The organism is Paenibacillus sp. FSL R7-0302 (assembly GCF_038006885.1).
Lineage (GTDB): Bacteria > Bacillota > Bacilli > Paenibacillales > Paenibacillaceae > Paenibacillus_AQ.
The window spans coordinates 3511121-3533797 of record NZ_JBBOWB010000001.1; the positions used below are offsets into that span (position 1 = coordinate 3511121).

The window sequence follows — 22677 nt, forward strand, 5'->3', positions numbered from 1 at the left end:
GGGGCGGTCTGTAATTGAAAAAACCTCGCGATCTTTAATCGCAAGGCAGTTCAGAGCTAGTTCTCCATTGGGGGCGGCAATACAATCGGCTGATAACCCAGCGCAGCATCAACAATCTCCTCCGGCGTCAGCTCCGGCTCATTCCAGAAGATGAGGTCACTCACCTGCGGATGAGGCACGTTGCTCATAACAGTCTCGAGAGATTGATCCAACTCCGCCTCTGTTCCTTCGGCGTTCACGATCTTGGTTACGAGAGCGATTAGTTGTTGTCGGGATAGGGACATTTGGGGGGCCTCCTTTATGGTTTAAATACCCACTTCAGCACATTGTGGCTATTGCGCATCATCTTGTTTGGGTCGATATGGTAGTCCACCACCACTTCCACACCTAATGCGGCAACAAGGAAATCATTCACCAGTCCGGAAGATAACAACAGGTTTGAAAGTGCATCATAGAAGGGTTTGTTACGTTCGTTCAGCGTATCATCCAGGTAATCTATATGGCGGGTATCGATTGAAATTCTTGTTTCATACACTTCTTCCGACTTGCTCAAAAGCACTACAAACCTGTTCAGTTTGGCCTCTCCCTGTATCCAAATAATTCGTCCTTCCTCAAGAAGAGCAGCAAAAGGGGCTGCCAGCATTCCCTGAATCGTGTGAGTTCTTGCATCTTCATATTCCCAATTTCTTATTGATTCGATATGATTGATAACAGGTTCTAAACCCTTGTCTCGCACAATGCTCAACAATTTATCCGGGTCAATAAGGTTCCGGGAATATAGGACGATGTTGAAGTTGGCGGCTATCGGGATCACCTCGCTCAATAAATATCTACTAGCTAAATCATGCTATTATATGTTTATATCAAAATGACTTTAAATACTCTCATAGGCGATAGACTTTATTTTTACAAAATAGTTCTGTTAAAATAACCGTCTCACAACACAGCAATCATTATCGGTCACTAGTCAAGATTTAAAGAAATGATTAAGACCACATGGAGTGTTTAAGCTCACACGTGGTCTAACCAATTTATTCAACCTAGATGAAAACTAATCAATCGGCCATGGCTCAATGGTTTTTACTGCCCTTAACGGAATTAACAGGCGTGTATCATCATGATCTTCCTCTGGCATAATAACAATAGTATTGTTGAATGAATAATAACTAAGATACATTCCTATTACATGTAAATTATCAAGAAATGTTATCTTAATATATTTATCTAAATAACCCTCCATAAAGACCTCTTGTTTTCCCATAATACTCCTCCTAATATTATAAGTAACCTTCATCTCAAAGCAGCTAACGAAAAATCAGTGTACAAGTATATATAATTGTCGGCTCTCACTTAATCATCAGTAAAGTAAAATTGATTAATACAGGCAACGAGAGATGGTCTTTATTGCACTTAGCGGAATAAAAAGACGGGCATCACTATCTTCACCTTCAGGCACTATAACAATAACGTTGTTAGAATAATAATAATTTACATAGGTTCCTATTACATGTAAGTTATCAAGAAAAGTTATCCGGATAAGTTTATTTAAGTAACCTTTCATAAATACCTCTTGCATTTCCATGAAAACCCCTCCTAAGGTAAAACTGAACATGACCAACCTGCAATAATTTTTTAAAAGCTCGAATAGAATTGCAAAAAGTGCCTCAAATACTATACAAGGCACTGCACTTTTAATATTAATTCTGTTATGGATATGGTATTGGCCTTAATGTTGGATCACCTTCTCTCTTCCACCAGTTAGTTTCCGGACCAAAATATATGGTATTTGCCCAGTAGTTAGATGCCTCATGATATCTAATGTCGTATTCTTCATTAAAAGGTCTTTTCCAGAAATCATTCACTCTACCCCATGTCTCTTCCTCGCTTATATTAAATAATTGAATCATCTCCATCACAATGCCTTCACAAAATTCTTGCGCTTCTTCTGTTATTGCATAACTGAAATTTTCCATTTGCTCTTCTATTCATAATCGCTCATCTTAGATGCTCACTAATCAATCGGCCATGGCTCAATGGTTTTTACGGCACTTAACGGAATTAACAAGCGTGTATCATCATGATCTTCCTCAGGCATTATCACTATAGTGTTGTTGAAAGAGTAATAATTCATATACATTCCTATTACATGTAAATTATCAAGAAATGTTATCTTAATACCTTTATATAAATACTCATTCATAAAAATCACTTCTTGTTCCATAATGGCCTCCTAAAGTTTTTTTCATTTCTGACTCAAATTAATCATCTTCCAAACAATCATATGTATTGATAGAACAGGGTCCTATAGTTTTTATTGCACTTAATGGAATGAAAAGCTCCCTATCAACAGGTCCTCCCATTGGTAATATAACAATTACATTATTATTATAATCGTAATTAATATATGCACCTATTACAAACAAATTATCCAAGAATGTAATTTTTATTCCTCCATTTAAATACCCTTTCATAAATATTTCTAGCTTACCCATTCTTAGGCCCCCTAATCTTTTCCATGCGAATTTTTATATTGGAGACTTAATTATCAATTAAGTGTGTGTTTATTAATAAAGCCAAGGGGATATAGATTTTATTGCACTTAGCGGAATGAAAAGACGTGCGTCTTCACCTTTATCTTCAGGCATTATGACTATAACATTATTAGAATAATGATAATCTACATATGTACCCGTTACATATAAGTTATCCAGAAATGTTATCTGAATAGGTCTATCCAAATAACCCTCCATAAATATTTCTTGTTTTTCCATGAAAAGCTCCCTCCTATATAATGTCTATTTCAAACATTCAGTATAATTTAACTCGTAGCCACTTATCTGATACTCTTTTCCCTTTATATAAAACTTAATCCATCATCTATAATTTCTCCATTCAAATTTTGAAGAAGATAATATTCAGCGAAAGATCTCCCCATAAAAATTACTTTTATTGTAGTATTTACATATTCAATTGGATTATCAAACCTATAATTTATAACAAGGGAAATTTTCGATGGCGTAAAGTAAGTTGTGTACCACAATTTGGAGCCTAGCCAGGCACCAAAAAAGTAGGGTATCCTCGGGTTTACCACAACACCAAGAAGGAGCCCTACTCGATGACTATTGTACCCGAACATATGCTAAATAATCTATTTGAAAAACTTGTTAAAGACTTCATGAAAGAGAATATGGAATCGCTCCTGCGTGCCGAAATCCAAGGGTTTATGGCGAGTGAAGAAGCCGGTGCCAGCAATAGCCGTAACGGATACTATACACGGGATCTGCACACGAGATACGGCCATATTGAGGATCTTCAGGTTCCCCGGGACCGCCAGGGTCTCTTTCAAACTCAGATGTTTGAACCGTACCAGCGGCGGGAGGGCTGGCTGGAGGAGGCGGTGATCCAGATGTATAAATCCGGCATGGGTACCCGAGATGTGGCCCGGTTTATTGAAAGCATGTTCGGCAGCCATTACTCGCCCACCACCATCAGTAACATCACCGCTACGGTGCTGGAGGACATTCACCAGTGGCAGAAACGTCCGCTGAGCAAGCGCTACTCTGTGATTTACCTGGATGGGCTGTACGTGAAGCTGAAACGGGGCACGGTCCGGGGCGAAGTCGTCTATTTTGCCATGGGAATCGACGAAGAAGGTCAGCGTCAAATCCTGGGGTTCTACGTGGGGGGTCAAGAGAGCTCGAATGGCTGGCGGGAGGTGCTCAAAGATCTGTACGCACGCGGGGCCCAGGAAGTGCTGCTAGGTGTATTTGACGGACTGCCGGGGCTAGATGCGGCCTTTAAAGAAACCTACCCGCAGGCGGATGTGCAGCATTGTGTGGTGCACAAAGTACGAGCCACGTTACCCAAAATCCGGGTGGAGCACAAAACCGATGTGATTAAAGCCCTGAAGACCGTGTATGATGCGCCGGATGAGGTCGTGGCCCGGGCGAACTTTGACACGGTGAAAGCGAAGTGGAATGCGTTATACCCGAAGGAAATGCGGTCTTGGGAGGAGCAGCTTTCGACGTTACTGACGTTCTACAAGTACCCGGAACCGATGCGTAAAGCGATTTACACGTCCAATCCCATCGAGCGAATGAACAAGGAAATCCGTAAACGCCTGAAGCCGATGAATAGTCTGACCAACATGGATGCGGCAGAAAAAATCGTGTATCTGGAGATGTTAGGCTACAACGAAAGGTTTGGGCAGCGAGTCACCCCTGGCTTTGGGGTGGACACGGTGAAAAAGAAGCTCAGCCAGCTCTATGAAGCCCGCTACCCTTCGTTGCCGACAGCCGAAGAAGAGTAACTAATGAATCCAGTTTCTGGGGGTCGGGGTTCCCCCTCCCCCCAGAAACACTACACCCCCAACCCGTAACCCCGGGGAGGTACTTCTACTCATTTACACAAACTTCTTGACGCTACCAAATTTTCTCTTTCTCTAATATTATTTTTGAAATATTGAAAGTCGTAAAAGCTTCATAGAACTCATTGGGTTCATCAGCTTTCCATGAGTTAACATACTTCCAAAAACAATCAATAGCTTTTGGGAAACAATCATATTTCATCTCAAATTCTTTCAACTTATCTGTATCCATATACTAAATCACTCCTTGTATTGAATTAAATCTCAAGGCTCGATAATATCTCCCTTTCCGTAATGTAACGAATATTGTCGTATTCCCAGTTCAGATAACGGTTAATAGCTATTGCCGCTTCATCCCATGTAGGACGAATACAATCTTGGAGTATTTTATTTATCTCTGACACAAGCAACTCCTCCGAGTAATTTTGAACTATGAAAATCCCTCTCCCACTTAGTATCTTATTTTCACGCAGACTGTTTAACACTAATTCTGGAGTCAAGACTTGAAAGTGAAAGCAATCCGAACCCCTATCGTCTTCTTCCGCAATATAAGCCGTACCTTTTAATCCATATTGATTTTCAATCATATCTATACCTTTAAGTACTGGGGTAACCACATCCACACCTCCATCTCTTATGTAAACTTGATGTGAAGAGCTATTAGCAATCTGACTATAAATCGAAATGAAATGATTATTTCTTTGATAATAACTCTCTAATAAAAAGCGCACAAATTTCAGTATTGTGACGGAGATGCACTAAATCACATTGTTTTCTTATTACTGGATTATCCCAATCGAAATCTTTAATAACATAAATAATGAATTTATGAACTCCATCATACCATCCAATGTCTAAGATATAATTGTAAGGATATTGTACTTTAAACATATCTTCCTTTAATCCATCATCATCATAATCAAGCGGTTTGCTGATATCGATATTAAAGTCTTCGTATGTAACATTGCCGGGATAAAAATCTATTTCTTCGAACACCAATATAAAAACACTCCTTATTAATTCTTTAATTTCCGAAGTTTTACGATTTAGATATCACATATTTGAAACTTCAGCCTTAGTCATAACTATAGAACTGGGTTCAGGCACCCATTCAGTGCGACTACTGCAAGAAATTTCAACCGCCTTACATATACAAATTAGAATCCCCACTGAACTTCGCTTCTTGAATGTTAACTTCATTTGGAAAATATGAGTTCAGCCCTTTCCTATAAGAAACCGCAATACGGAGTTAAAGCCTCATTGTGTTTCACCACCTTATATATAAATTAACTTCTGATGCATACTCATTTAAAAGTTTTTTTGATTGTTCTGAAAGAAAATACACTGGAAATGAGAGATCAAAGTTCCCTTGAATGGCTGTATCTTCTGTATAAAAATTTGAAAATACAACTTCCCGTGTAGATAGTGTTATAATTCTTGCTAATTCTTCAAAATGGTTCAACTGTAATAATTTATTTTCGTAACAAAGGAATTTTTCAATAAATTCAATATCATCTTTGGTAAAACCTTTTTGAATTAGATAGCCATCGCTAGTATTAATAATTCGAGTTGACTTAACATAAATAGAACTTTTGTTTAATTCATATATTTTCTGAAAAAACATCAATATTTGATCCTCATGTTCTAAATATAATATTGAAAAATCAACTCCCTGCGCTTCTAGTTCAGTTAGTTGTTTAGGAAAAACATCTAAAATCCCTGTGTTAATCCTATTTACTTTTTGCAATTTATTTAACTTATTTTCAAAGTAAAGACTACTAATATGTTTTTCTTGTTCGCCATTACAAACATCCATATTAAACCTCCGACCGTGTCGTTAGTTATTAATACTAATAGAATAATAAGTCGTATTATCCACCCGTTCCTTACTCCCTTTTAAAGCTTAAGACTACAAAAGTCAGTACGGCGTTAATAGCACCACTATAATTTATAATTCAGTCCTTTCATGCACCTACTGTTCAATTTCGAAATAAAGTGAATCACCATTCAAGTCTAGATAAAACTTACCAACATAATTTGAAGCCTTAATAAAATTATCAAATTCCTCGCTGTAACCCCAACTCTGCGTCTTGCCCTTAAAATCATATTTCATTTTCGGTTTTATATTTACAGTCTCCCAAGAATAAATATCTTTAATGTTCAATATAGAAGTTTGATCTAAAAACACATATCCTCTTATCCAATATGAAATTGGTCCAAAGCGGTTATCGATTACTTTGCTACTCCAATAGACCTTTTGTATGTTTTTTAGCATTGGAAAGCGGCTATTGATAGGCTCAATATCAGTTCTATAATTAATATCATTTTTGTTTGATAGAAATAAATTTAAGAGAAGAACAGAAAAAAACACAAAGAGAATAACACCTAAGAATATCAACTTTCTTTTAGCTAATTTCATAATTTCCAGCCTTCATTTCCCCGAATTTAATTTTATTTCATATTTTTTCATTCATATCTGAACAATCTTAAAAACCACCTATTGGTACAAACCATCATTAAAAATCGAAGTAATTGTCATATACAGTCTAGTAATAATATAGTTATCCATAACTTCCTCTCCTTTTCCTGTATTGTTTTCCATTTGACTAGATATGCTAATAAACAAATAAAACAACTCATATGCTATTTTTTTAGATATAACGTCCAGTTCTCTAGAATATGCCTTATACTCTTTTAGATAACCTATTAAAATTTCTATTTGCTCCAGCGGTAGTTCTCTATCTTTTCTCATTGTCACAACAATATTACGAACAATAGCGGATACGTCGCGCTGTATTTCCTCGAATTCTCTCATGGAATCGACCTCATAGTCTCATCATTTTTTTAACAGAAACAAGTCCACCTTCTCGTTGTAAAAAACAATCAATCACCATAATAGATAACTTGCAATGTGAAGTGAATCAAAATTCTTAATACGCTCCAGCCGTAATTACCATTTGGATTCTGCTTCAGGTACCAACCATCATCTAATAAAATCTCTATATTTTTTTGCAAGACTCTCAACTAAAAGTTTATTCCCTTCAAAATCACGTGTTGAAAAATCTATTCCACCAAAAAAATCAATATGCAACATCATAACTTTCTGCTTCATCTCATTTTTTAGACCCAGTATACTTTGTATAATATAAGCAATACTGCTCCAAAAAAACCACATCGAGTTTATAGCTCACATGTGGCATCAATATTTTACATAATTAAACTAATAATCATTTTAATAAATCTTTCTCACATATTCTGAGCATTCTTGAACCAATTTATCAAGGTCATTTCACTTAACATAACGTCTAAGCCCAACCTACAACTAAAAGCCATACAGAATTTTTTCCGATAGCTTCAGAATTATTTGTTGAAGAGTTTCTTAAAGTAACTTTTTCGTTTGTAATTTTTGAAATAATTATAAAAGTCTTCTCTAGGTAGACATTTGACATCAGTTATACCATACCGATTTAAAAAATCATTGTACTTTTCATAATAATCTTTTCGAATAGCATTACAAAATTCTTCTTTATTTTGAATAGAAATCTTCTCGATTTTACTTGTGCCTACTTTTATCTGAAATATCTTTTCATTAATTATTTGGGAGATTCTAAACATCTCAACAATACAGTCGCTAAACCAAGAAAAACATCCTTCAATTGATATTTCTAATATCCTATTTTCATCAGCATGAATCGTCATTATTAAAAACTTCTCTAATTCAAACTTATTTTTGTTTCTTGGAACACAATTAATATTCAATTCAATAAGTCTACATATTAAATTAGTTATGGATTTTATTATTCTCTTCTTGTTCTTTAACAAGTAATTTAATATAAAAGCTTTCTACTCCCATTATTTCTCCACCTTAATTGGAACGGATTTTAATCCTGCTTGTTGTGCTGCCCACCAACGATGATGCCCACCCACTATTTCCATTGTTCCATTATCAAGAATCCTTACTAATATGGTAATCTGAATAGTACCATTTTTTTTGAATATAATCTCTAGCTGATTTTAATGCTGCTGCGTTATAGTACTGGCTGCAATGGATTTGAAAACAGATCAGTTGTATGGTCACGCTTCAAAAACGAAGAAGCATCAGGATATTCTTCGTTTCTTTCATGTGCTCCGACGACGATTTCATCGGTCTGAACGCCTGTATATCATTTTAGATAACTTTTCCCCACACCTGCATCACAAAGTGAAAGATTGGGCTGCAACAAACAATGTGGAACTCATCTATACCCCAACGTAAGATCAAGGTTGTGTGAAGGGGCACTAGATAACTAAATGGTGCTATTAAGTTCTGAGTTATTGCACTTCCAAGTTCGCTAATATCAATCTTCCCATTATATAAATCTTTTGAGAAATATCACACTGACTTATAAGTACTGGGGCTAAAGAGGGATTTTACACTTTTATAAGTAGAATTTATTAAATAGTCCTGACTCCCACGAGAAATGTACCAGCCCGCTTTAAATGTAATATGACCAGTATGATCACTATATATCAACGGATTATTCTCCACATAAGTATACAGATTCGGACTCAGCGGATTAACAATCTGCCCCTCAAACGTATCCTTATTCAAAAACCGCACCATACTCGGGTCACAATATCGTGCGCGCAGGTTCGTCCTATACCTCTCCCGTGATCTGCACAACATCACCATGTCCATTGTACAAGTAATAATAGTTTTTGACAGTGTTGTCATTGACGTTTTTGTCTTTCTTCACTAACACCCGGTCACCACGGACATAGTTCGCCCGCTCGACATAGTTGCCGTCCACGATTTGCTCCTCCGAGATCACTTGACCCTGAAAGTTGTAGTTCACCTAGGTCTGGGTATTGCCCTTAGTTTTCATCGAACGCATTCCATCAGAGTAGTACTTGAAGGTAGTGTTGGCGCCGTTTTTGGTGACGCTTGTTAAGGTATTCTGCAGATCATACGTGTAACTGGTATTAGCCGCTAACTGCCCGGGCACTGTGAATGTGAAACTCTCCTTCACAAAAAGCCACATGGAGTGTTTAGATCACATGTGGCATCAATACTTAACATAATCAAACTATCTAGTATTTTAACAAATCCCCCCCATACTCTGAGTATTTCATGAAAAAATAATGAATCTTTGCCTTAAATAATCTTAATTTAGATTCATTTACATGAAAGCAATAGAACAGCCACTTATAAATTCAACTATATTAGTGTATTACAAAAAAGTCATCGTCAAGTACACCATCAAAATTCAAAAGCAATTGGTAGTATCCAAACTCTTTCCCTTTATATCTAATAGGAATTGTAACAATGACATGATTATAGTCACAATTAGGGTAGTTGTTACTATAATTTATTGCTACGGATTTAATTTTAACTTCAAAATCCTCTCTATCCTCTTTTCCTTTGTATGTTGAAAAATAGCACATAAATTCATCCGGCTCTTCAATTTTATAATTCTCGATATTTACCCAAAATCCCTTATATGCTTTTTGTTCAATATCATGTTCTATAATCCATTTTTTTAATTCTTCAAAATCAAACATTACACACCCCCTTCAATGAGTTTTTTCTAGAGTTTCAAAAATTATGTGTTTTGTTTTTTCATCAAAATTACCAAGAAGTCTCCAAGCTCCACCTTTACCTTTTATCTTTATTTCATACATATAACCATTAATTAATAAGTTGTTGAACTATTTGTCCTGGCATAGGCTCGTGACCACTTGGATCACTATAAATTAGTGGGTTGTTAACCACATACTTATACAAATTCTGACTCAACGGATTATCAATCTGCCCCTCAACCGTGTCCTCATTTAAAAAACGTCCCATACTCGGATCATAGTAGCGCGCCCGCAGGTAGTACAGACCTGTTTCCGCATCGAACACTTCTCCTGTGTACTTAAAGGAATTGGAGGTTCCTCTTCCTTACTGGTTGCTGCTTACCCGTTAATATCCACAATTGTACGACGTGACCGTGACTGTTATACAGGTAATAGTAATTCGTGACGTAGGCGTGTTGATTACCCATATTATGGGATGACAAAAATACCTAAAGGATCTTTACGCCTGAGCAGATTAAATTGAATCTGCCACTCCAGCGGAAGATTAAATATACGCCAGTCCTGCATAAATTCCCAAAGAGTCAGCTCAGCGAAGACCGGTACCTTCGGGTGAATTTCATCAAAAATGTATTTCAAAAGCACATACGCGGCAAGGGCTACAAACAATTGGCTATATACTGCATTTTCGGTGGTTCCAAATAGGCAAGGGACATTCAAATGCTGTTTCACCCAGCGGAAAAATACTTCAATTTCCCAACGTGCTTTGTACATTTCAGCAATCACATGAGCGGACTCTTTTCTCAAATCGGTCACAATTCGTATCACTTCACCTCGGTCATTTTCAAATTCAACGACGCGGTGGCGGTGGACGGATTGGTGTTTGCCTTGACCAATATAACAGGTGATATCGCGTACAATTTTGGTGTCTCCCTCCGCCGGTCGCTGAAGCTTTCGCGGCATCACCAAATGGAGATTGTCTTTCAGACGAATCACAAAGGACTGACCTTGCTGCACATATTGATCCAATCGACCGATTTTTCCATATGCCCGATCCTGAACTAAAAGGTAGTCCTTATCGGCCAAAACTTCTCCAACTGGAGCGTCATTGCGCCTGGCAATCGATTCGACCACATTCACGAGTGAATGCTGTCCATGCGAAAGAGCGACATGCAGCTTGATGCCTCCTCTGAATTTTTTATACGGAGCCCAAGACATGCGGGAGTTTGCCGCCGTAACCGTCGTAGAGTCAATCAATAGAAGATCTTTAGGCAGATTTAGGTGCCGTTTATACACCATTTTCAAATTAAAAAGAGAGTTTTATATGTTTAACAAAGAGGATAATTTATCTAAATAATCACCTAGCACAAATTTGTTCATATTTGAATAATTATAAAAGTATTGAACGTGTTCTTGTTTTTCAAGTAATTTCCCCTTCAATTCTTCAACAAAAACCTGTTTTCTAATCAAACTTTCGGCAATCAATAAATCTACATATTCAGTAAGATCCATGTTATCTATAACTGCAAATAGCTCTTGTTTCATCATTCCCAAAAATTCCTTATCACATGCTGGGATAAAAAATGCAGAAAAATAATGTATAAAGCTCGAGTCCTTCTTTGATAGTTTAAGAAACGGGATAAGACCTTCTCTTATTTCAATTAGTCTTTTTTGAATTTCTAGCGCTTCTGATATTAGTTGAGAATTTTGTAAATCATCCAGTGTTACAATCATAGTTGCAATATCTAAATCATTGTAATTTTTCATGTATTACAATCCTCCTTTCTTTTGCACCCATTTATCATAAGAACCAAATATTTTTAACATTTCGGTAGTATAAGCATTCCAACTTCCTTGGATGTTATAATTGTATGAATCTCGTGCAGCATCTCCAGTATTTGGTCTTTGCGAAGCCCAATAAGTAAGTCTCCCATCTGAAGGCACAACTGAAACGTGATTCTTCCCGTCAATAATTGCTACAAGTAATCCAGAAGTATTAACATCTTCGACTGTTGTTTCAATATAAGAGCCAGAGGAAGGGCGAGTTAATAAAAATGACAACCCTGTTGTTGCATCCTTTTCTCTAGGTGTCAAGTTCCATGGACTATCACTCCCTAGTCTATAGATTTTTGTCGGTTCTTTTCTTTGTTTGTCATTATCTGGTTGAGATACAGGCGAAACTTTTGGTCTAGGATTTGATTCTGGTTTGTTGCTATTATTACCACCTGGAATTACTTTTAGTTCTGGTTTTTTTGGAATAGATACACTCGGTGCCTCTTTTGGAGCAGTAGCCCACTGATAAATCTTGTACCCTCCATAAAATATAATACCTGCACCAGTAACAACAGCCAGTACCTCTCCAAACCCAGGAATTAAATACAGGCCTCCTGCCGCCATTGCTGAATGACCTGAAGGATCAATGTATTTTAAAGGGTTGTTCTCAACATACGTATACAAATTCAAACTCAGAGGATTATCAATCTGCCCCTCAACCGTGTCCTCATTTAAAAAACGTCCCATACTCGGATCATAGTAGCGGGCCCGCAGGTAATACAGTCCGGTCTCCTCGTCATACGCCTCTCCAGTATACTTGAAAGAATTAGAGGTTTTCTCGTCCTGGCTGGTGATATTGCCCCACTCATCATAGGTGTAATTGTTGATAACCTTGCCCATGGTATCTACGATCTGCACCACATCGCCATGTCCATTGTACAGGTAATAATAATCTTTGACGGTGTTATCATTGACGTTCTTGTCCTTCTTCACTAACACCCGGTCGCCACGAACATAGTTCGCCCGCTCGACAAAGTCGCCATTCACGAGTTTCTCTTCCGAGATGACTTGGCCCTGGAAGTTGTAGTTGACCTGGGTCTGGGTGTTACCCTTAATTTTCATCGAACGCATTCCATCGGCGTAGTACTTGAAGCTAGTTGTAGCGCCGCCTTTGGTGACACTCGTTAAAGTATTCTGCAGATCATAGGTGTAGCTGGTATCCGCAGAATCCAAACTTATGGTGCTTGTATCCGATAAGGTAAGTCGGTTACCTCGCACATCATAAGTATACGTCGTTTGGCCACCATCAGGGCGGCTGATAGAAATCAGCCGGTTAAGTGCATCGTACCCGTAATGCGTCGTTTGGGCACCGCCTCCGTTACGCGATTCACTTGCAGCGATCCGGTTACCGTTGTTATCATAGCTGTAACTGTAACTGGACAGGCTTCCGCTTCCTTTAGTATTTTCCATCGATTCCGTCCAGCCAAGTGCTTTGTTGTACGTATATGTCGTGATAAGTTGACTGCCGTCCGTAAGTGTCGGATAAACAATCCGGTGAATCTGATTATTCGCATAATAACTGTACTGGGCATTTACAGAAGGGTCGCTATTTAGTATTGAGCTTCCATTTGTCTGAACTTTGTCCAGCCGTTCCTTAGAATATTGGTAATTCGCAGAGAACCCCATATAGTTATCTGTAATCTTTGTCATTCGTCCTAATACATCAAGTTGGTTACCGATCGATGCTGCATGCGCACCCGACTCCGAATAGGCACTGCGTACCTGCCCCAGACTGTTCTGGGTTTGGGTATGTGAAGCGGTCTGTACCCCATTGGTAAGGGTGAGAACCGTTTGCCTATCCGGGCTGCCGTCGCCGCTAATCATTTTCGTTACCTGTGTTTGCGCTATATTATTAAGATTTCCTCGAATCGTGCTTGTTTTTAGCTGGCCGCTTTCGTCATACACATATCCAAATGAACTGCCGTTACGGTCAGTTTTGGCGGCTAATTGCCCCAGATTGTTATAAGTATAGCTCTCACTTTGCGAGGCGCCGTCCTGCTTGACGCTAGGCAGACCGAGTTCGTTATAGCTCTTTGTATTTAGAGTTTGCGGAGTACCCCCTTTGGCTTGAATCGTGACCTTGGTTACTTGGCCGTTCCCGTCATAGCTATAGTTGGTTATCTGGTTCAAGGCATCCTTCAGGCTGGTTAAACGGCCTATAGCATCATACGCGAAGGTGGTGGTTACCCCATCTTCATTCAGATTGTGGTTAGGGTCAGTATACCCTGTAACATTCCCCATAATATCGTACCGGTATGATTCGGCGATCCGCTGCTGCTTGGTTGGCCAATCCTTGTAGGTTGCCGCTGACAGCTTATTCCCCCAATGATCATAGCTCTGCTCTACGTAATTCAGCTTTTCTTCGTTAGTATGATCCTTAATATAGCTGGCGCTGGTACGCGTTTTGAAATTGTAGTCGCTGATCATCTGATCATTGTTGGCATTGGTTGCACGGTTCTGGCGACCCCAGGCATCGTAGCTGGCGGTCAGGGTATTTCCGGCTGGATCGATGGAATACACCGGACGCCCCAGATCGTCATAGTGATAGTGTGTGAACTCCCAATCCCACGTATTAGGATCGAAACGCTCCTCCATCACTGCTGAACCCAGACCATTATAATACACAGCGGAATTGGTGCTCATCGACTGATTCGTCGAAACCTTCGTCACAGTATGGATACTATTTACCTTCAAGGTGTATACGCCTGCATTCACCGCATCGAAATTAGGAGAACTCTCACGATAATAATTATAGTCTACAACTTCCAGATACTGCTCTCCGTTGTCATTCGTCCGGGTTGGATAGGTTTCTTTCTTTATTCTTCCTAATTGATCATAGGTATAGGTAGCCTTGTTATTGTTGCCATCCTTCGATTCCACAATTCTTCCTGAACCCAGATCATACTTGTTATATTTGCTTACTACCTGCCGGGAACCATTGGACGTGAATACTCTATCTTCTTGGGCCGGTAATGAGTATTCGGTATCTTTCGTGAAATATTGATTTATTTCCGAGAATACTGCACCATCTTTAGCACTCGTTGCAGAGGATCTCGTAATTTGTTTCTTGTCCGGAAGATACTCGTAACTGAATGTAGTTATCTCATTTAAAGGATTCGTAATGGTCGCTATTCTTCCCTCTGGTGTATAAGTATAGGTTTCTTGCAGTTGAGGGCCGTTCACGTCTTTGAACCAGACTTTGGATGACAGCTGATGGTGATTAGGCTCATACGCATACGTTGTAGTGAGTTTACTTTTTAAGCCTGGATCATTATTCTGGCTCTCATCTAATAGTTTGGTTTCAGAATTTACAGAGCCCAGCTCATCGTAGCCGGTCTCCTGGTAGAACTTTGCAGCAGAAGCATCCGTATCCCCCGCGTTGTAGAGCCATTGCTCTGTCTTCGTTGGTAAGTACTTAAAGGAACTATGGAATTGAGTGTTCTTAATGACTGTCCGTTCCTCATTGGCCGCTTTCGTTTCCGTAAAAATCAGTTGGCGTTTTTCGTTAAATCTGCGGGTTGTGGTTTGATTTGTATCAATTACTTTAGATATAGAATAATCCGACTCTTGCATATCAGAAGTCTCGTAGTAGAGGGGAAAACCATCAGCCGTCCCTTCATATTCAAATGTTTGTTCATTCATTCTACCGCTGTCAGTATTATTTTTTATTAATTGATCGTATCGGTTAGTGATTTGAAATTCATTGATAGACCCTTTCCGGCCCAGATTACGTGGAATCTGCCCATAAGTATACTTCGTGCTTGAATGGTTATATCTTGTTCTGTCCAGTAAAAATGATACTCCAACAGAAGTAGCCCAGTTCCACGTATCATAATACTTGTATTCCGGATTAAACGTTGCTTCACTTACAGCATATTCAAAGCTAACTTTCTCCTCTTCCGGCTTCACTATGGATCGAAGAGCAATCATCGGACCTGGATCCCAATAGGTTGTTTTGGAATGGTCCCCCGGTTGCAATGAATACGATGAGAAGTAATATCCTTCTCTGGCCCGTTCATAGACCACTCTTTGGGATTCTTGTCCATTGGGCGCTTTAACAATAACGGTTATATTCTCTTGCTGCCCTCTCCCATTCTCAGGTACTTGAACATTGGAGTGCGGGTCATACACGAAGACTATTTTCCTCCCCACGCTATCCTCTATTTCTGACAGTAATGGCAAGAGGCCATAGGGGACATCCTGATAACGAAATGTTATTGCGTTACCGTATCTATCTACGATTCCCAGCAATAATTTCATATTCCCGCCAAAGTATTCGCGCCTTTTATCTGCATACTCTATATAATAATTCGACTTCTCTTTCCCGTTTGTAAAAGATTGGTTGGGATCATACACAAATTTCTTGTCTTTACCTGGGTATCCAATTAGTTGGGTCGTTTGAGAGAGCGGATCCGTATCTTTGCTGCCTATTTCATAGACTCCGCCTTCCCCATCGTGATAGTACATCGTCTTGTCGTTTAATGTAAGATCAAACTGAAGATTAGGCAACCGGAATGACCATCCCGTGCCTAAGTCATATTTTTTGCTCAGATAATTATCAGATGTAACATAACTTCCATAGGGTCTTCTGGCGTATGCCTGATTGGATTGATACATTACCCCCAAGCTGAAATCCAATCCATCGCGGCCGGGTAAAGTGAATTGGTTTTGTTTCCAGGTCAGGCTGCCTGTAATCGGATCTATCGTTTCCGAAGAATCTGCCCGATCCGAATATTGCGGTTTATAGGTCTGATTGATTTGCTTGATTACATCTTTGTCGATGACACCGTTAACCCGATAGTCAAAAGCGGTAAGTAAGGGATTATTCCCAGGCTCAGTATACACGTCCTTCATAACACTGCTTCTATAAGGAGAATAGACGCTTTCCAATACGGGACTACGTAAACTATTTGCCTCCCAAGCTGAGGTTTCAAGATATGTATCATTGGTAACTGTTGTATTTGAAGAGGGAATATAAGCTTCTCTTAGTTGATCCCACGTCGTATAAAGCTTATTGCTTTTGAACTCCTCATAGAGCTTAACGGGGTCCACTCCGCTCTCCATACTCAAATAAGCCGTTTCATAAATATCTTCAATCGTGGCTTCTTTGCTAATTAATTCTGCGATCTGTTCGTTTGTCATAGAAGGTTCAGGTTGAATGCTGCTGATGGCCATCCTGCTGGAATCATTCGATGCCTTTCGGTTCGCATACTTAGCTTTGATCTCATTAATTTTCGCTTGAATGCCATTCTCTGGCTCTCCAACAATGACGGGACCGTCAGGAACAACACTGTATCTTAAATAAGATTCAGAAGAATCATTAGCTGTGGAGCTCTTTTGTAACGAGTTATCCGTTTCCACAAAACTTTGTGGAGTAGGCATTGGCTTTGGTTCCACCTTCGCAGAAGGCTCAGGACTAGGCTTAGTAGAAGGTACCAAGCCATCAGCAGCGCCATCTCGAGTGGATGACTGCTTTGCCGCTTCAGCATATGCCGATCCTTGTAAGGGAGGAAACGAGCTCAACACCAGAGCGAAAGATAAAATAATGATCAACCAGCGATTAAGTAAAGATTTTGTTCTCATGGATGAGTTCTCCTGTCGGAATATATTTGATTAAACTATTGCAAAGTATAAAGGGATTCCACTTGGTAGCATCGTACCCATAGTTACTATTCTGGTTAACGATAAAATAGATCGAGTATCCGTTGCTAACATTAATGATTAGATCCATCGTCACTCCGATTGCATCGTCCCCTTGATACTTTGACACCGCGTTGACGGCCAGACTTGGGTGCTATTATTCATTAATTTATAGATTTTTTGCTTTCACCAGGGTCAATATATACTCATAGTTATCCTAAGCTATCTAATCAATTTCCACTTTTGCGAGCTTGTCCCGTTATCCGTATAAATCTGTACGCGGGTACCATTCTCATCTTTTCCATTTGTAATATCAAGCAATTTATTACTGTTCACATTGATGAAACTAATTGATCCATCTGCATTCTCTTTAAATTTCCACTGTTGAGCGGTTGTACCGTTATCCGTCCAAATTTGAATAGCAGAACCATTAGTTGTACCTCCACCATCCACATCCAGTGCCTTGCCGCTATTCACATTAATTAACTTATAGTTATTGCCCCAGTATCATAGACTCTCCATCTTTGGGATGCGGTGTCATTATGGGTCCATATCTGTATAGGAGTACCGTCAGCAGTATTTCCCCCTGTCACATCCAAGGCTTTTCCATTACCAGCATTTAATATTTTGTATTCTGCTCCATTGCTAATCGCTTTAATAAGTCTCCACTTCTGTGCGGATGTTCCGTTAGAAGCCCCTATCTGTACAGGGGTTCCATTCGCTGTATCACCATTTAAAACGTCGAGAGCTTTATTACTATGTATATTTATCAGTTCATAAGACCCGTCCTCTTGTTCAATTACGCGCCATATCTGAGCTTCGGTTCCATTATCGTTCCATATCCGGACCCTCGTTCCGTTGGATGTTCCTCCATCTGCTACATCAAGTGACTTCCCACTATTAACATTAATCAGCTTAAATAGGCTATTTTCGGCTGTACAGAGCAACCACCGCTGTGCATCTGTTCCGTTATCAGTTTCTATTTGAACTTTGGTCCCGTTCACACTATTTCCGGCGTATACATCAAGTGCCTTATTGCTATTCACATTCAAAAGTTTATATTCTGATGGTTTGCAGTATAAGTTTTTCCTTTCAATTAAGTTACCGTTGTTATCATACTGAAAATTCATATACTTCTCTTCTGATATTCGTATTAGATTTAACCCACCTGTTCTTGAATAAGTGTATTTCATTGCTGTGGCAGTCTGAGAGTTAATAAATAAAGCAAATGCTAATAAAATTAATACATATCTTTTTATAAGTCATACCCCCGTTTATTGAATATTCCATTGTCATCACAGCGTATGAAACAGGAGGACTTCCAGAACTGAAGCATTCCCCTGGAGCGCCGTTCAATTGACCAAGAAAAACTGAAACAGTTCATTACAAAGTCGATTCCACATAGCAAGATAGTAAGGATGCTACTGTTACGGCCTTTTAGTAACTTTAATATCATCAATAGAAATAGCTCCACCATAACGCATCCCGAAATTCAGAAAATAATCTCTGTTCGCTCCAGTTACAAATTCCACTTTTTTACTTCCCTTAGTTCCGATGGCCTCATTCCAAGTCAGCCAACCCACATCATCCTTTCCATTACCGGTTAAGCTCCTTACAAAGAAGTCAAAATACCCTCCACTTGCTGGCTTATCTATTACTTTATAGCTGAACGTCACACTATACGGCGTATTCGGTTCAAGTTTGAACTTATTGAAATTTGAAATCATAAACACGGTCCATTCCACATTCTTTTCCCCAACCCCGTACGCTGAATACGCACCATTTACAACTTTACTTGGCTCTTGGGTCATCGACAGCGTACCAATTAGAGGCATATACTGGGTTGCAGTAATGTTCCCTTTTTCAAATGATTCCGCTTCCTTCGTGATTTTAATATCATCAATAGAAATAGCCCCACCGTTACGCATCCCGAAGTTCAAAAAATAATCACTGTTCGCTCCAGTCACAAACTCTACCTTTTTACTCCCCTTCGTTCCGATGGCCTCATTCCAAGTCAACCAACCCACATCATCCTTTCCATTACCGGTTAAGCTCCTTACAAAGAAGTCAAAATACCCTCCATTGGCTGGTTTATCTATTACTTTATAGCTGAACGTCACACTATACGGCGTATTCGGTTCAAGTTTGAACTTATTGAAATTTGAAATCATAAACACGGTCCATTCCACATTCTTTTCCCCGACCCCATATGCTGAATACGCTCCGTTTACAACCTTGCTTGGCTCTTGGGCCATCGATAGCGTACCTATCAGAGGCATATACTGGGTTGCTGTAATGTCCCCTTTTTCAAATGATTCCGCTTCCTTCGTGACTTTAATATCATCGATAGAAATTGCTCCACCGTTACGCATCCCGAAGTTCAGAAAATAATCACTTTGCGCTCCAGTCACAAACTCCACCTTTTTACTTCCCTTCGTTCCGATGGCCTCATTCCAAGTCAGCCAACCTACATCATCCTTTCCATTACCGGTTAAGCTCCTTACAAAGAAGTCAAAATACCCTCCACTTGCTGGCTTATCTATTACTTTATAGTTGAACGTCACACTATACGGCGTATTCGGTTCAAGTTTGAACTTGTGAAAATCTGAAATCATAAACACTGTCCATTCCACATTCTTTTCCCCAACCCCATATGCTGAATACGCTCCGTTTACAACTTTGCTTGGCTCTTGGGTCATCGATAGTGTACCTATTAGAGGAATGAAGCTGGTTGCCGAGATGTTACCTTTTTCAAACCCTTCAAACTCCCTATGTATTTTATTTATCAAGTTTCCGTTCCGATCATAGTAGAAATCTAAATATGAATTGTCTTCTGAATAAATAAAGTCCAATCGATTCTGATTATAAAAGTATTGAAGTTCTTGATTCTTACCATTATCAGCAAAAATCAAATTACCATTTGAGAAATAGCCAACAAGAAAAATTACAAATACAACAATTCCCCCAAGTGAACTCTTCCTATAACTCATTCTTTTCCCCATTCTCTGAATTAAATTTTTTCAACACAATTTATACTCTCCTATATTCCTATAAAAAATCATTTCATCTATAATCAAAACTAGCCGAATCAAGATAGAACGTCCCCGCCCCAGACTCTCCTGCAGATCTGATCAGAAAATATACATTTGCGAATACAGCTTTACTTGGGATGACCCCCTCATTCGTCAGTAACACATACTTTCCATTCGCTTCAGTGGTGTCTTTAATACTGCTGGAGACGAATGACCCATCCATAGCATAAAAGTCAATATACATTTGCACTCGGGATTGATACAACAAGCTGATATTAATATTGCCTGAAACCATATAAGCCTTCTCAGGAATTACACGCAGTGTCTGAGAGACGCCAACATATTGATTAACCGGAATCCCGAATCCCCTGACTTCCACTGACTTTTGATTATGAAATGCCTCTAGTGTTCCTATCACCGTTGATTTCTTCGTTAAATTTCCGTTCAAGTCATATTTGTAAAATGTATTATAAGTCTGGGTTCCTTGTATAAGCGTCTGGTTAAGCAAACGTCCCGCTGCCGAATAAGAATTAGTAGTTGCACCCTTAGCTGGACTGTTCTCAACCAACCGAATTTCATCCTCTACTCCTACAGGCTTATGAATTGTCCAGTTCAGCGGTGTTTCTGACCCGTAATTACTTACTTCAAAGTCAGCGTTATCAATTAAGTTGGAACTATAACTGAATCTCATATCATCTACATAAATACTCGCCACCCCGCCTCCACTAGTTGCACGTATGATAGCGTAGACACGGGCGTAATCAGCATTAGAAGGTACTGATCCAGTATTAGCTATTGTGATGTATCCGCCTTGAGTGGTAGCAGGCAATTCTACAATATTCGCATCAACAAACGCACCTGAGCCTGTAAAAAAATCTGCATACAGTTGTACCCTGGCATTGCTGATACGATCCACCTTTAATCTGCCGCTCATCGTATACTTTTTAGCAGGTACAACTTTTAACATCTGACTTATTCCAACATACTCATTAGCTTTTATATTAGATGCATCGATTTGCTGAACGGTATTCCCGTAGCTTTCCGAAACTAATCTGTAGGTATGGTTATCATTCCCGTAACTGGGCAACCACCCGCTTCCCAAGCCGTTAGAACCAGGTGCTTCGAAGTTCCCGTTGTTAAATAGATTAGCTTCCTTCGTATAATGAAAATTCAAAGAGTCCACATACATGCTTCCTGAACCATTGTTCCCTGTCCCTCGAATGATTACGTATATAACAGCATAAGTTGTATCCTTAGGAATTTGGCCTGTATCAGATAGTGTCATGTATGTACCATTGGTCGATTTAGCATATTCGGGAATAGTGGTCCCAGTATAATTACCAGAGGAGCTCATAAAATCAATATAGATTTGAGCCTTGGCATTCGATAGATTCTCTATTAACAATGCACCGCTTGCTTGGAATGACTTCCCCGGATCGACCTTAATTTTCTGTAAGATACCGGCATATCCATTAACCGGCAGAGATGAGACTTTTATTTGCTGGGCTCTAGCTCCACTTAATGAAGGATAGGCAACGGAACTAAATGTCGGGTTATATGAGGTTGTATAATCCCAGTCGTCTGAATTAGCAAGTGTGTTTGAAAAGTTCTCATAGTCTGAATTAATAATCAGATTGCTGTCATTAGTATATTGAAATGAGATATTATCCGTAATAAAAGTTCCAGAGTTAACATCTGAACCTGAACGAATCAAAGCATAAATGACAACCGTTGTAGCTCCCTTAGGAACAACTCCATTTCCTCCCAAATTAACAAATTGTCCTGTAGCCTGACTAGGCAATTCGTAAACCTTACTATCTACAAAAGCCCCTGCATTAAAAAAATCTGCGTATAATTGCACTTTAGCGTTGGAGATGCTTTCAATATAAAATCGTCCGTTCATAGTATACAGTTGCCCGGGTTTGACCGATAAAGTTTGGCTCACACCAGAAAAATGATTCGTCGGTAAATTACTAATGGAAACCTTCTGTGCTTTGCTTCCTCCGGAGACCTTTGAGCTGATAACTTCGAAATTGCCTATCCCATGTGAGACCCAGTTATCGGCTATGCTACTGCCATTAGTAGTTGCTTCAAAACCAGAGTTTTTAACTAAATTACCTGTACCTATGCTTGCATCCGCCGCAATATAATCGGAATTGAACATGCCAACTAAATTAAAGACTAGACTTAAGGCAAGAAAATATATTATTTTCTTTTTTATCCTGAAGCTCATAGAAATGTCTCGCTCCT

Annotated in this window: 28 protein-coding genes and 1 pseudogene; 2 read left to right on the plus strand and 27 right to left on the minus strand. The window is 39.2% G+C overall.

Translation table 11 applies throughout. The annotated features are described in order from the left end of the window. Nucleotides 1–56: 56 nt before the first annotated feature. From MKY96_RS15420 to MKY96_RS15455, 8 genes are all read right to left on the minus strand, one after another. Nucleotides 57–284, minus strand: coding sequence for a hypothetical protein (locus MKY96_RS15420; protein ID WP_340941436.1), 228 nt, complete (start codon nucleotides 282–284; stop codon nucleotides 57–59). Between the two features lie 14 nt (nucleotides 285–298). Next, the gene (locus MKY96_RS15425; RefSeq protein ID WP_340941437.1) at nucleotides 299–823 is read right to left on the minus strand and encodes a hypothetical protein; all 525 of its coding nucleotides are present in this window, start codon (nucleotides 821–823) and stop codon (nucleotides 299–301) included. Nucleotides 824–1051: 228 nt separating this feature from the next. After that, nucleotides 1052–1261 (minus strand): hypothetical protein, encoded by a 210-nt coding sequence (locus MKY96_RS15430; protein WP_340941438.1) that lies wholly within the window; start codon nucleotides 1259–1261, stop codon nucleotides 1052–1054. A gap of 114 nt (nucleotides 1262–1375) precedes the next feature. Then, nucleotides 1376–1582 (minus strand): hypothetical protein, encoded by a 207-nt coding sequence (locus MKY96_RS15435; protein WP_340941439.1) that lies wholly within the window; start codon nucleotides 1580–1582, stop codon nucleotides 1376–1378. 124 nt (nucleotides 1583–1706) lie between these two features. After that, nucleotides 1707–1973, minus strand: a complete 267-nt coding sequence (locus MKY96_RS15440) for a hypothetical protein (RefSeq protein ID WP_340941441.1) — start codon at nucleotides 1971–1973, stop codon at nucleotides 1707–1709. 38 nt (nucleotides 1974–2011) lie between these two features. After that, on the minus strand, nucleotides 2012–2221 hold the full coding sequence (locus tag MKY96_RS15445; protein ID WP_340941442.1) for a hypothetical protein: 210 nt from the start codon (nucleotides 2219–2221) through the stop codon (nucleotides 2012–2014). Nucleotides 2222–2258: 37 nt separating this feature from the next. After that, on the minus strand, nucleotides 2259–2492 hold the full coding sequence (locus MKY96_RS15450) for a hypothetical protein (RefSeq protein WP_340941443.1): 234 nt from the start codon (nucleotides 2490–2492) through the stop codon (nucleotides 2259–2261). 72 nt (nucleotides 2493–2564) lie between these two features. Then, nucleotides 2565–2771, minus strand: a complete 207-nt coding sequence (locus MKY96_RS15455; RefSeq protein ID WP_340941444.1) for a hypothetical protein — start codon at nucleotides 2769–2771, stop codon at nucleotides 2565–2567. Between the two features lie 344 nt (nucleotides 2772–3115). Here MKY96_RS15455 and MKY96_RS15460 point away from each other — a divergent pair, with 344 nt between their 5' ends. Then, complete coding sequence (locus MKY96_RS15460; RefSeq protein WP_076086938.1) at nucleotides 3116–4309, plus strand: IS256 family transposase; 1194 nt, start codon at nucleotides 3116–3118, stop codon at nucleotides 4307–4309. A 112-nt stretch (nucleotides 4310–4421) separates the two neighbouring features. On the opposite strand, the gene MKY96_RS15465 is transcribed toward MKY96_RS15460, so the two are convergent. From MKY96_RS15465 to MKY96_RS33930, 8 genes are all read right to left on the minus strand, one after another. Then, a complete protein-coding gene (locus MKY96_RS15465; protein ID WP_340941445.1) occupies nucleotides 4422–4598 on the minus strand; it encodes a hypothetical protein in 177 nt (58 codons plus the stop codon). Nucleotides 4599–4623: 25 nt separating this feature from the next. Continuing rightward, nucleotides 4624–4983: an Imm8 family immunity protein gene (locus MKY96_RS15470; protein ID WP_340941446.1), complete on the minus strand. Its 360-nt coding sequence runs from the start codon at nucleotides 4981–4983 to the stop codon at nucleotides 4624–4626. A gap of 76 nt (nucleotides 4984–5059) precedes the next feature. Then, nucleotides 5060–5365, minus strand: coding sequence for a hypothetical protein (locus MKY96_RS15475; RefSeq protein ID WP_340941448.1), 306 nt, complete (start codon nucleotides 5363–5365; stop codon nucleotides 5060–5062). Between the two features lie 268 nt (nucleotides 5366–5633). Continuing rightward, nucleotides 5634–6182, minus strand: a complete 549-nt coding sequence (locus MKY96_RS15480; RefSeq protein WP_340941449.1) for a hypothetical protein — start codon at nucleotides 6180–6182, stop codon at nucleotides 5634–5636. 156 nt (nucleotides 6183–6338) lie between these two features. Continuing rightward, nucleotides 6339–6785: a hypothetical protein gene (locus MKY96_RS15485; protein WP_340941450.1), complete on the minus strand. Its 447-nt coding sequence runs from the start codon at nucleotides 6783–6785 to the stop codon at nucleotides 6339–6341. 78 nt (nucleotides 6786–6863) lie between these two features. Further along, nucleotides 6864–7181 (minus strand): hypothetical protein, encoded by a 318-nt coding sequence (locus MKY96_RS15490; RefSeq protein ID WP_340941451.1) that lies wholly within the window; start codon nucleotides 7179–7181, stop codon nucleotides 6864–6866. A gap of 545 nt (nucleotides 7182–7726) precedes the next feature. Next, the gene (locus MKY96_RS15495) at nucleotides 7727–8188 is read right to left on the minus strand and encodes a hypothetical protein (protein WP_340941452.1); all 462 of its coding nucleotides are present in this window, start codon (nucleotides 8186–8188) and stop codon (nucleotides 7727–7729) included. Nucleotides 8189–8218: 30 nt separating this feature from the next. Next, complete coding sequence (locus MKY96_RS33930) at nucleotides 8219–8368, minus strand: ParB N-terminal domain-containing protein (RefSeq protein ID WP_445671486.1); 150 nt, start codon at nucleotides 8366–8368, stop codon at nucleotides 8219–8221. 34 nt (nucleotides 8369–8402) lie between these two features. On the opposite strand from MKY96_RS33930, the gene MKY96_RS33935 reads away from it, so the two are divergent. Next, nucleotides 8403–8621 (plus strand): transposase, encoded by a 219-nt coding sequence (locus MKY96_RS33935; protein WP_445671487.1) that lies wholly within the window; start codon nucleotides 8403–8405, stop codon nucleotides 8619–8621. A 117-nt stretch (nucleotides 8622–8738) separates the two neighbouring features. Here MKY96_RS33935 and MKY96_RS15500 read toward each other — a convergent pair whose 3' ends face one another. The 11 genes and pseudogenes from MKY96_RS15500 to MKY96_RS15545 all read right to left on the minus strand — a co-directional run bounded on the left by MKY96_RS15500 (nucleotide 8739) and on the right by MKY96_RS15545 (nucleotide 22660). After that, the gene (locus MKY96_RS15500) at nucleotides 8739–9080 is read right to left on the minus strand and encodes an RHS repeat-associated core domain-containing protein (protein WP_340941454.1); all 342 of its coding nucleotides are present in this window, start codon (nucleotides 9078–9080) and stop codon (nucleotides 8739–8741) included. After that, the gene (locus tag MKY96_RS15505) at nucleotides 9004–9201 is read right to left on the minus strand and encodes a hypothetical protein (RefSeq protein ID WP_340941456.1); all 198 of its coding nucleotides are present in this window, start codon (nucleotides 9199–9201) and stop codon (nucleotides 9004–9006) included. Before MKY96_RS15505 ends, MKY96_RS15500 begins: the two co-directional genes overlap by 77 nt. A gap of 367 nt (nucleotides 9202–9568) precedes the next feature. Continuing rightward, nucleotides 9569–9907 (minus strand): hypothetical protein, encoded by a 339-nt coding sequence (locus MKY96_RS15510; protein WP_340941457.1) that lies wholly within the window; start codon nucleotides 9905–9907, stop codon nucleotides 9569–9571. Between the two features lie 157 nt (nucleotides 9908–10064). Further along, nucleotides 10065–10277 (minus strand): annotated as a pseudogene (locus MKY96_RS33940) (RHS repeat-associated core domain-containing protein); the annotation flags it as partial. A 116-nt stretch (nucleotides 10278–10393) separates the two neighbouring features. Further along, nucleotides 10394–11221 (minus strand): IS4 family transposase, encoded by an 828-nt coding sequence (locus MKY96_RS15515; protein WP_340941459.1) that lies wholly within the window; start codon nucleotides 11219–11221, stop codon nucleotides 10394–10396. A gap of 21 nt (nucleotides 11222–11242) precedes the next feature. Next, nucleotides 11243–11689: a hypothetical protein gene (locus MKY96_RS15520; protein WP_340941460.1), complete on the minus strand. Its 447-nt coding sequence runs from the start codon at nucleotides 11687–11689 to the stop codon at nucleotides 11243–11245. A 3-nt stretch (nucleotides 11690–11692) separates the two neighbouring features. Continuing rightward, nucleotides 11693–17338, minus strand: a complete 5646-nt coding sequence (locus MKY96_RS15525) for an RHS repeat domain-containing protein (protein ID WP_340941462.1) — start codon at nucleotides 17336–17338, stop codon at nucleotides 11693–11695. Between the two features lie 279 nt (nucleotides 17339–17617). Then, nucleotides 17618–17872 (minus strand): RICIN domain-containing protein, encoded by a 255-nt coding sequence (locus MKY96_RS15530; RefSeq protein WP_340941464.1) that lies wholly within the window; start codon nucleotides 17870–17872, stop codon nucleotides 17618–17620. A gap of 5 nt (nucleotides 17873–17877) precedes the next feature. Beyond that, entirely contained in the window at nucleotides 17878–18525 is a 648-nt protein-coding gene (locus MKY96_RS15535) for an RICIN domain-containing protein (RefSeq protein WP_340941465.1), read from the minus strand. Between the two features lie 297 nt (nucleotides 18526–18822). Further along, a complete protein-coding gene (locus MKY96_RS15540; protein WP_340941467.1) occupies nucleotides 18823–20397 on the minus strand; it encodes a hypothetical protein in 1575 nt (524 codons plus the stop codon). 61 nt (nucleotides 20398–20458) lie between these two features. Continuing rightward, the gene (locus MKY96_RS15545) at nucleotides 20459–22660 is read right to left on the minus strand and encodes a hypothetical protein (protein WP_340941469.1); all 2202 of its coding nucleotides are present in this window, start codon (nucleotides 22658–22660) and stop codon (nucleotides 20459–20461) included. Nucleotides 22661–22677 lie beyond the last annotated feature (17 nt).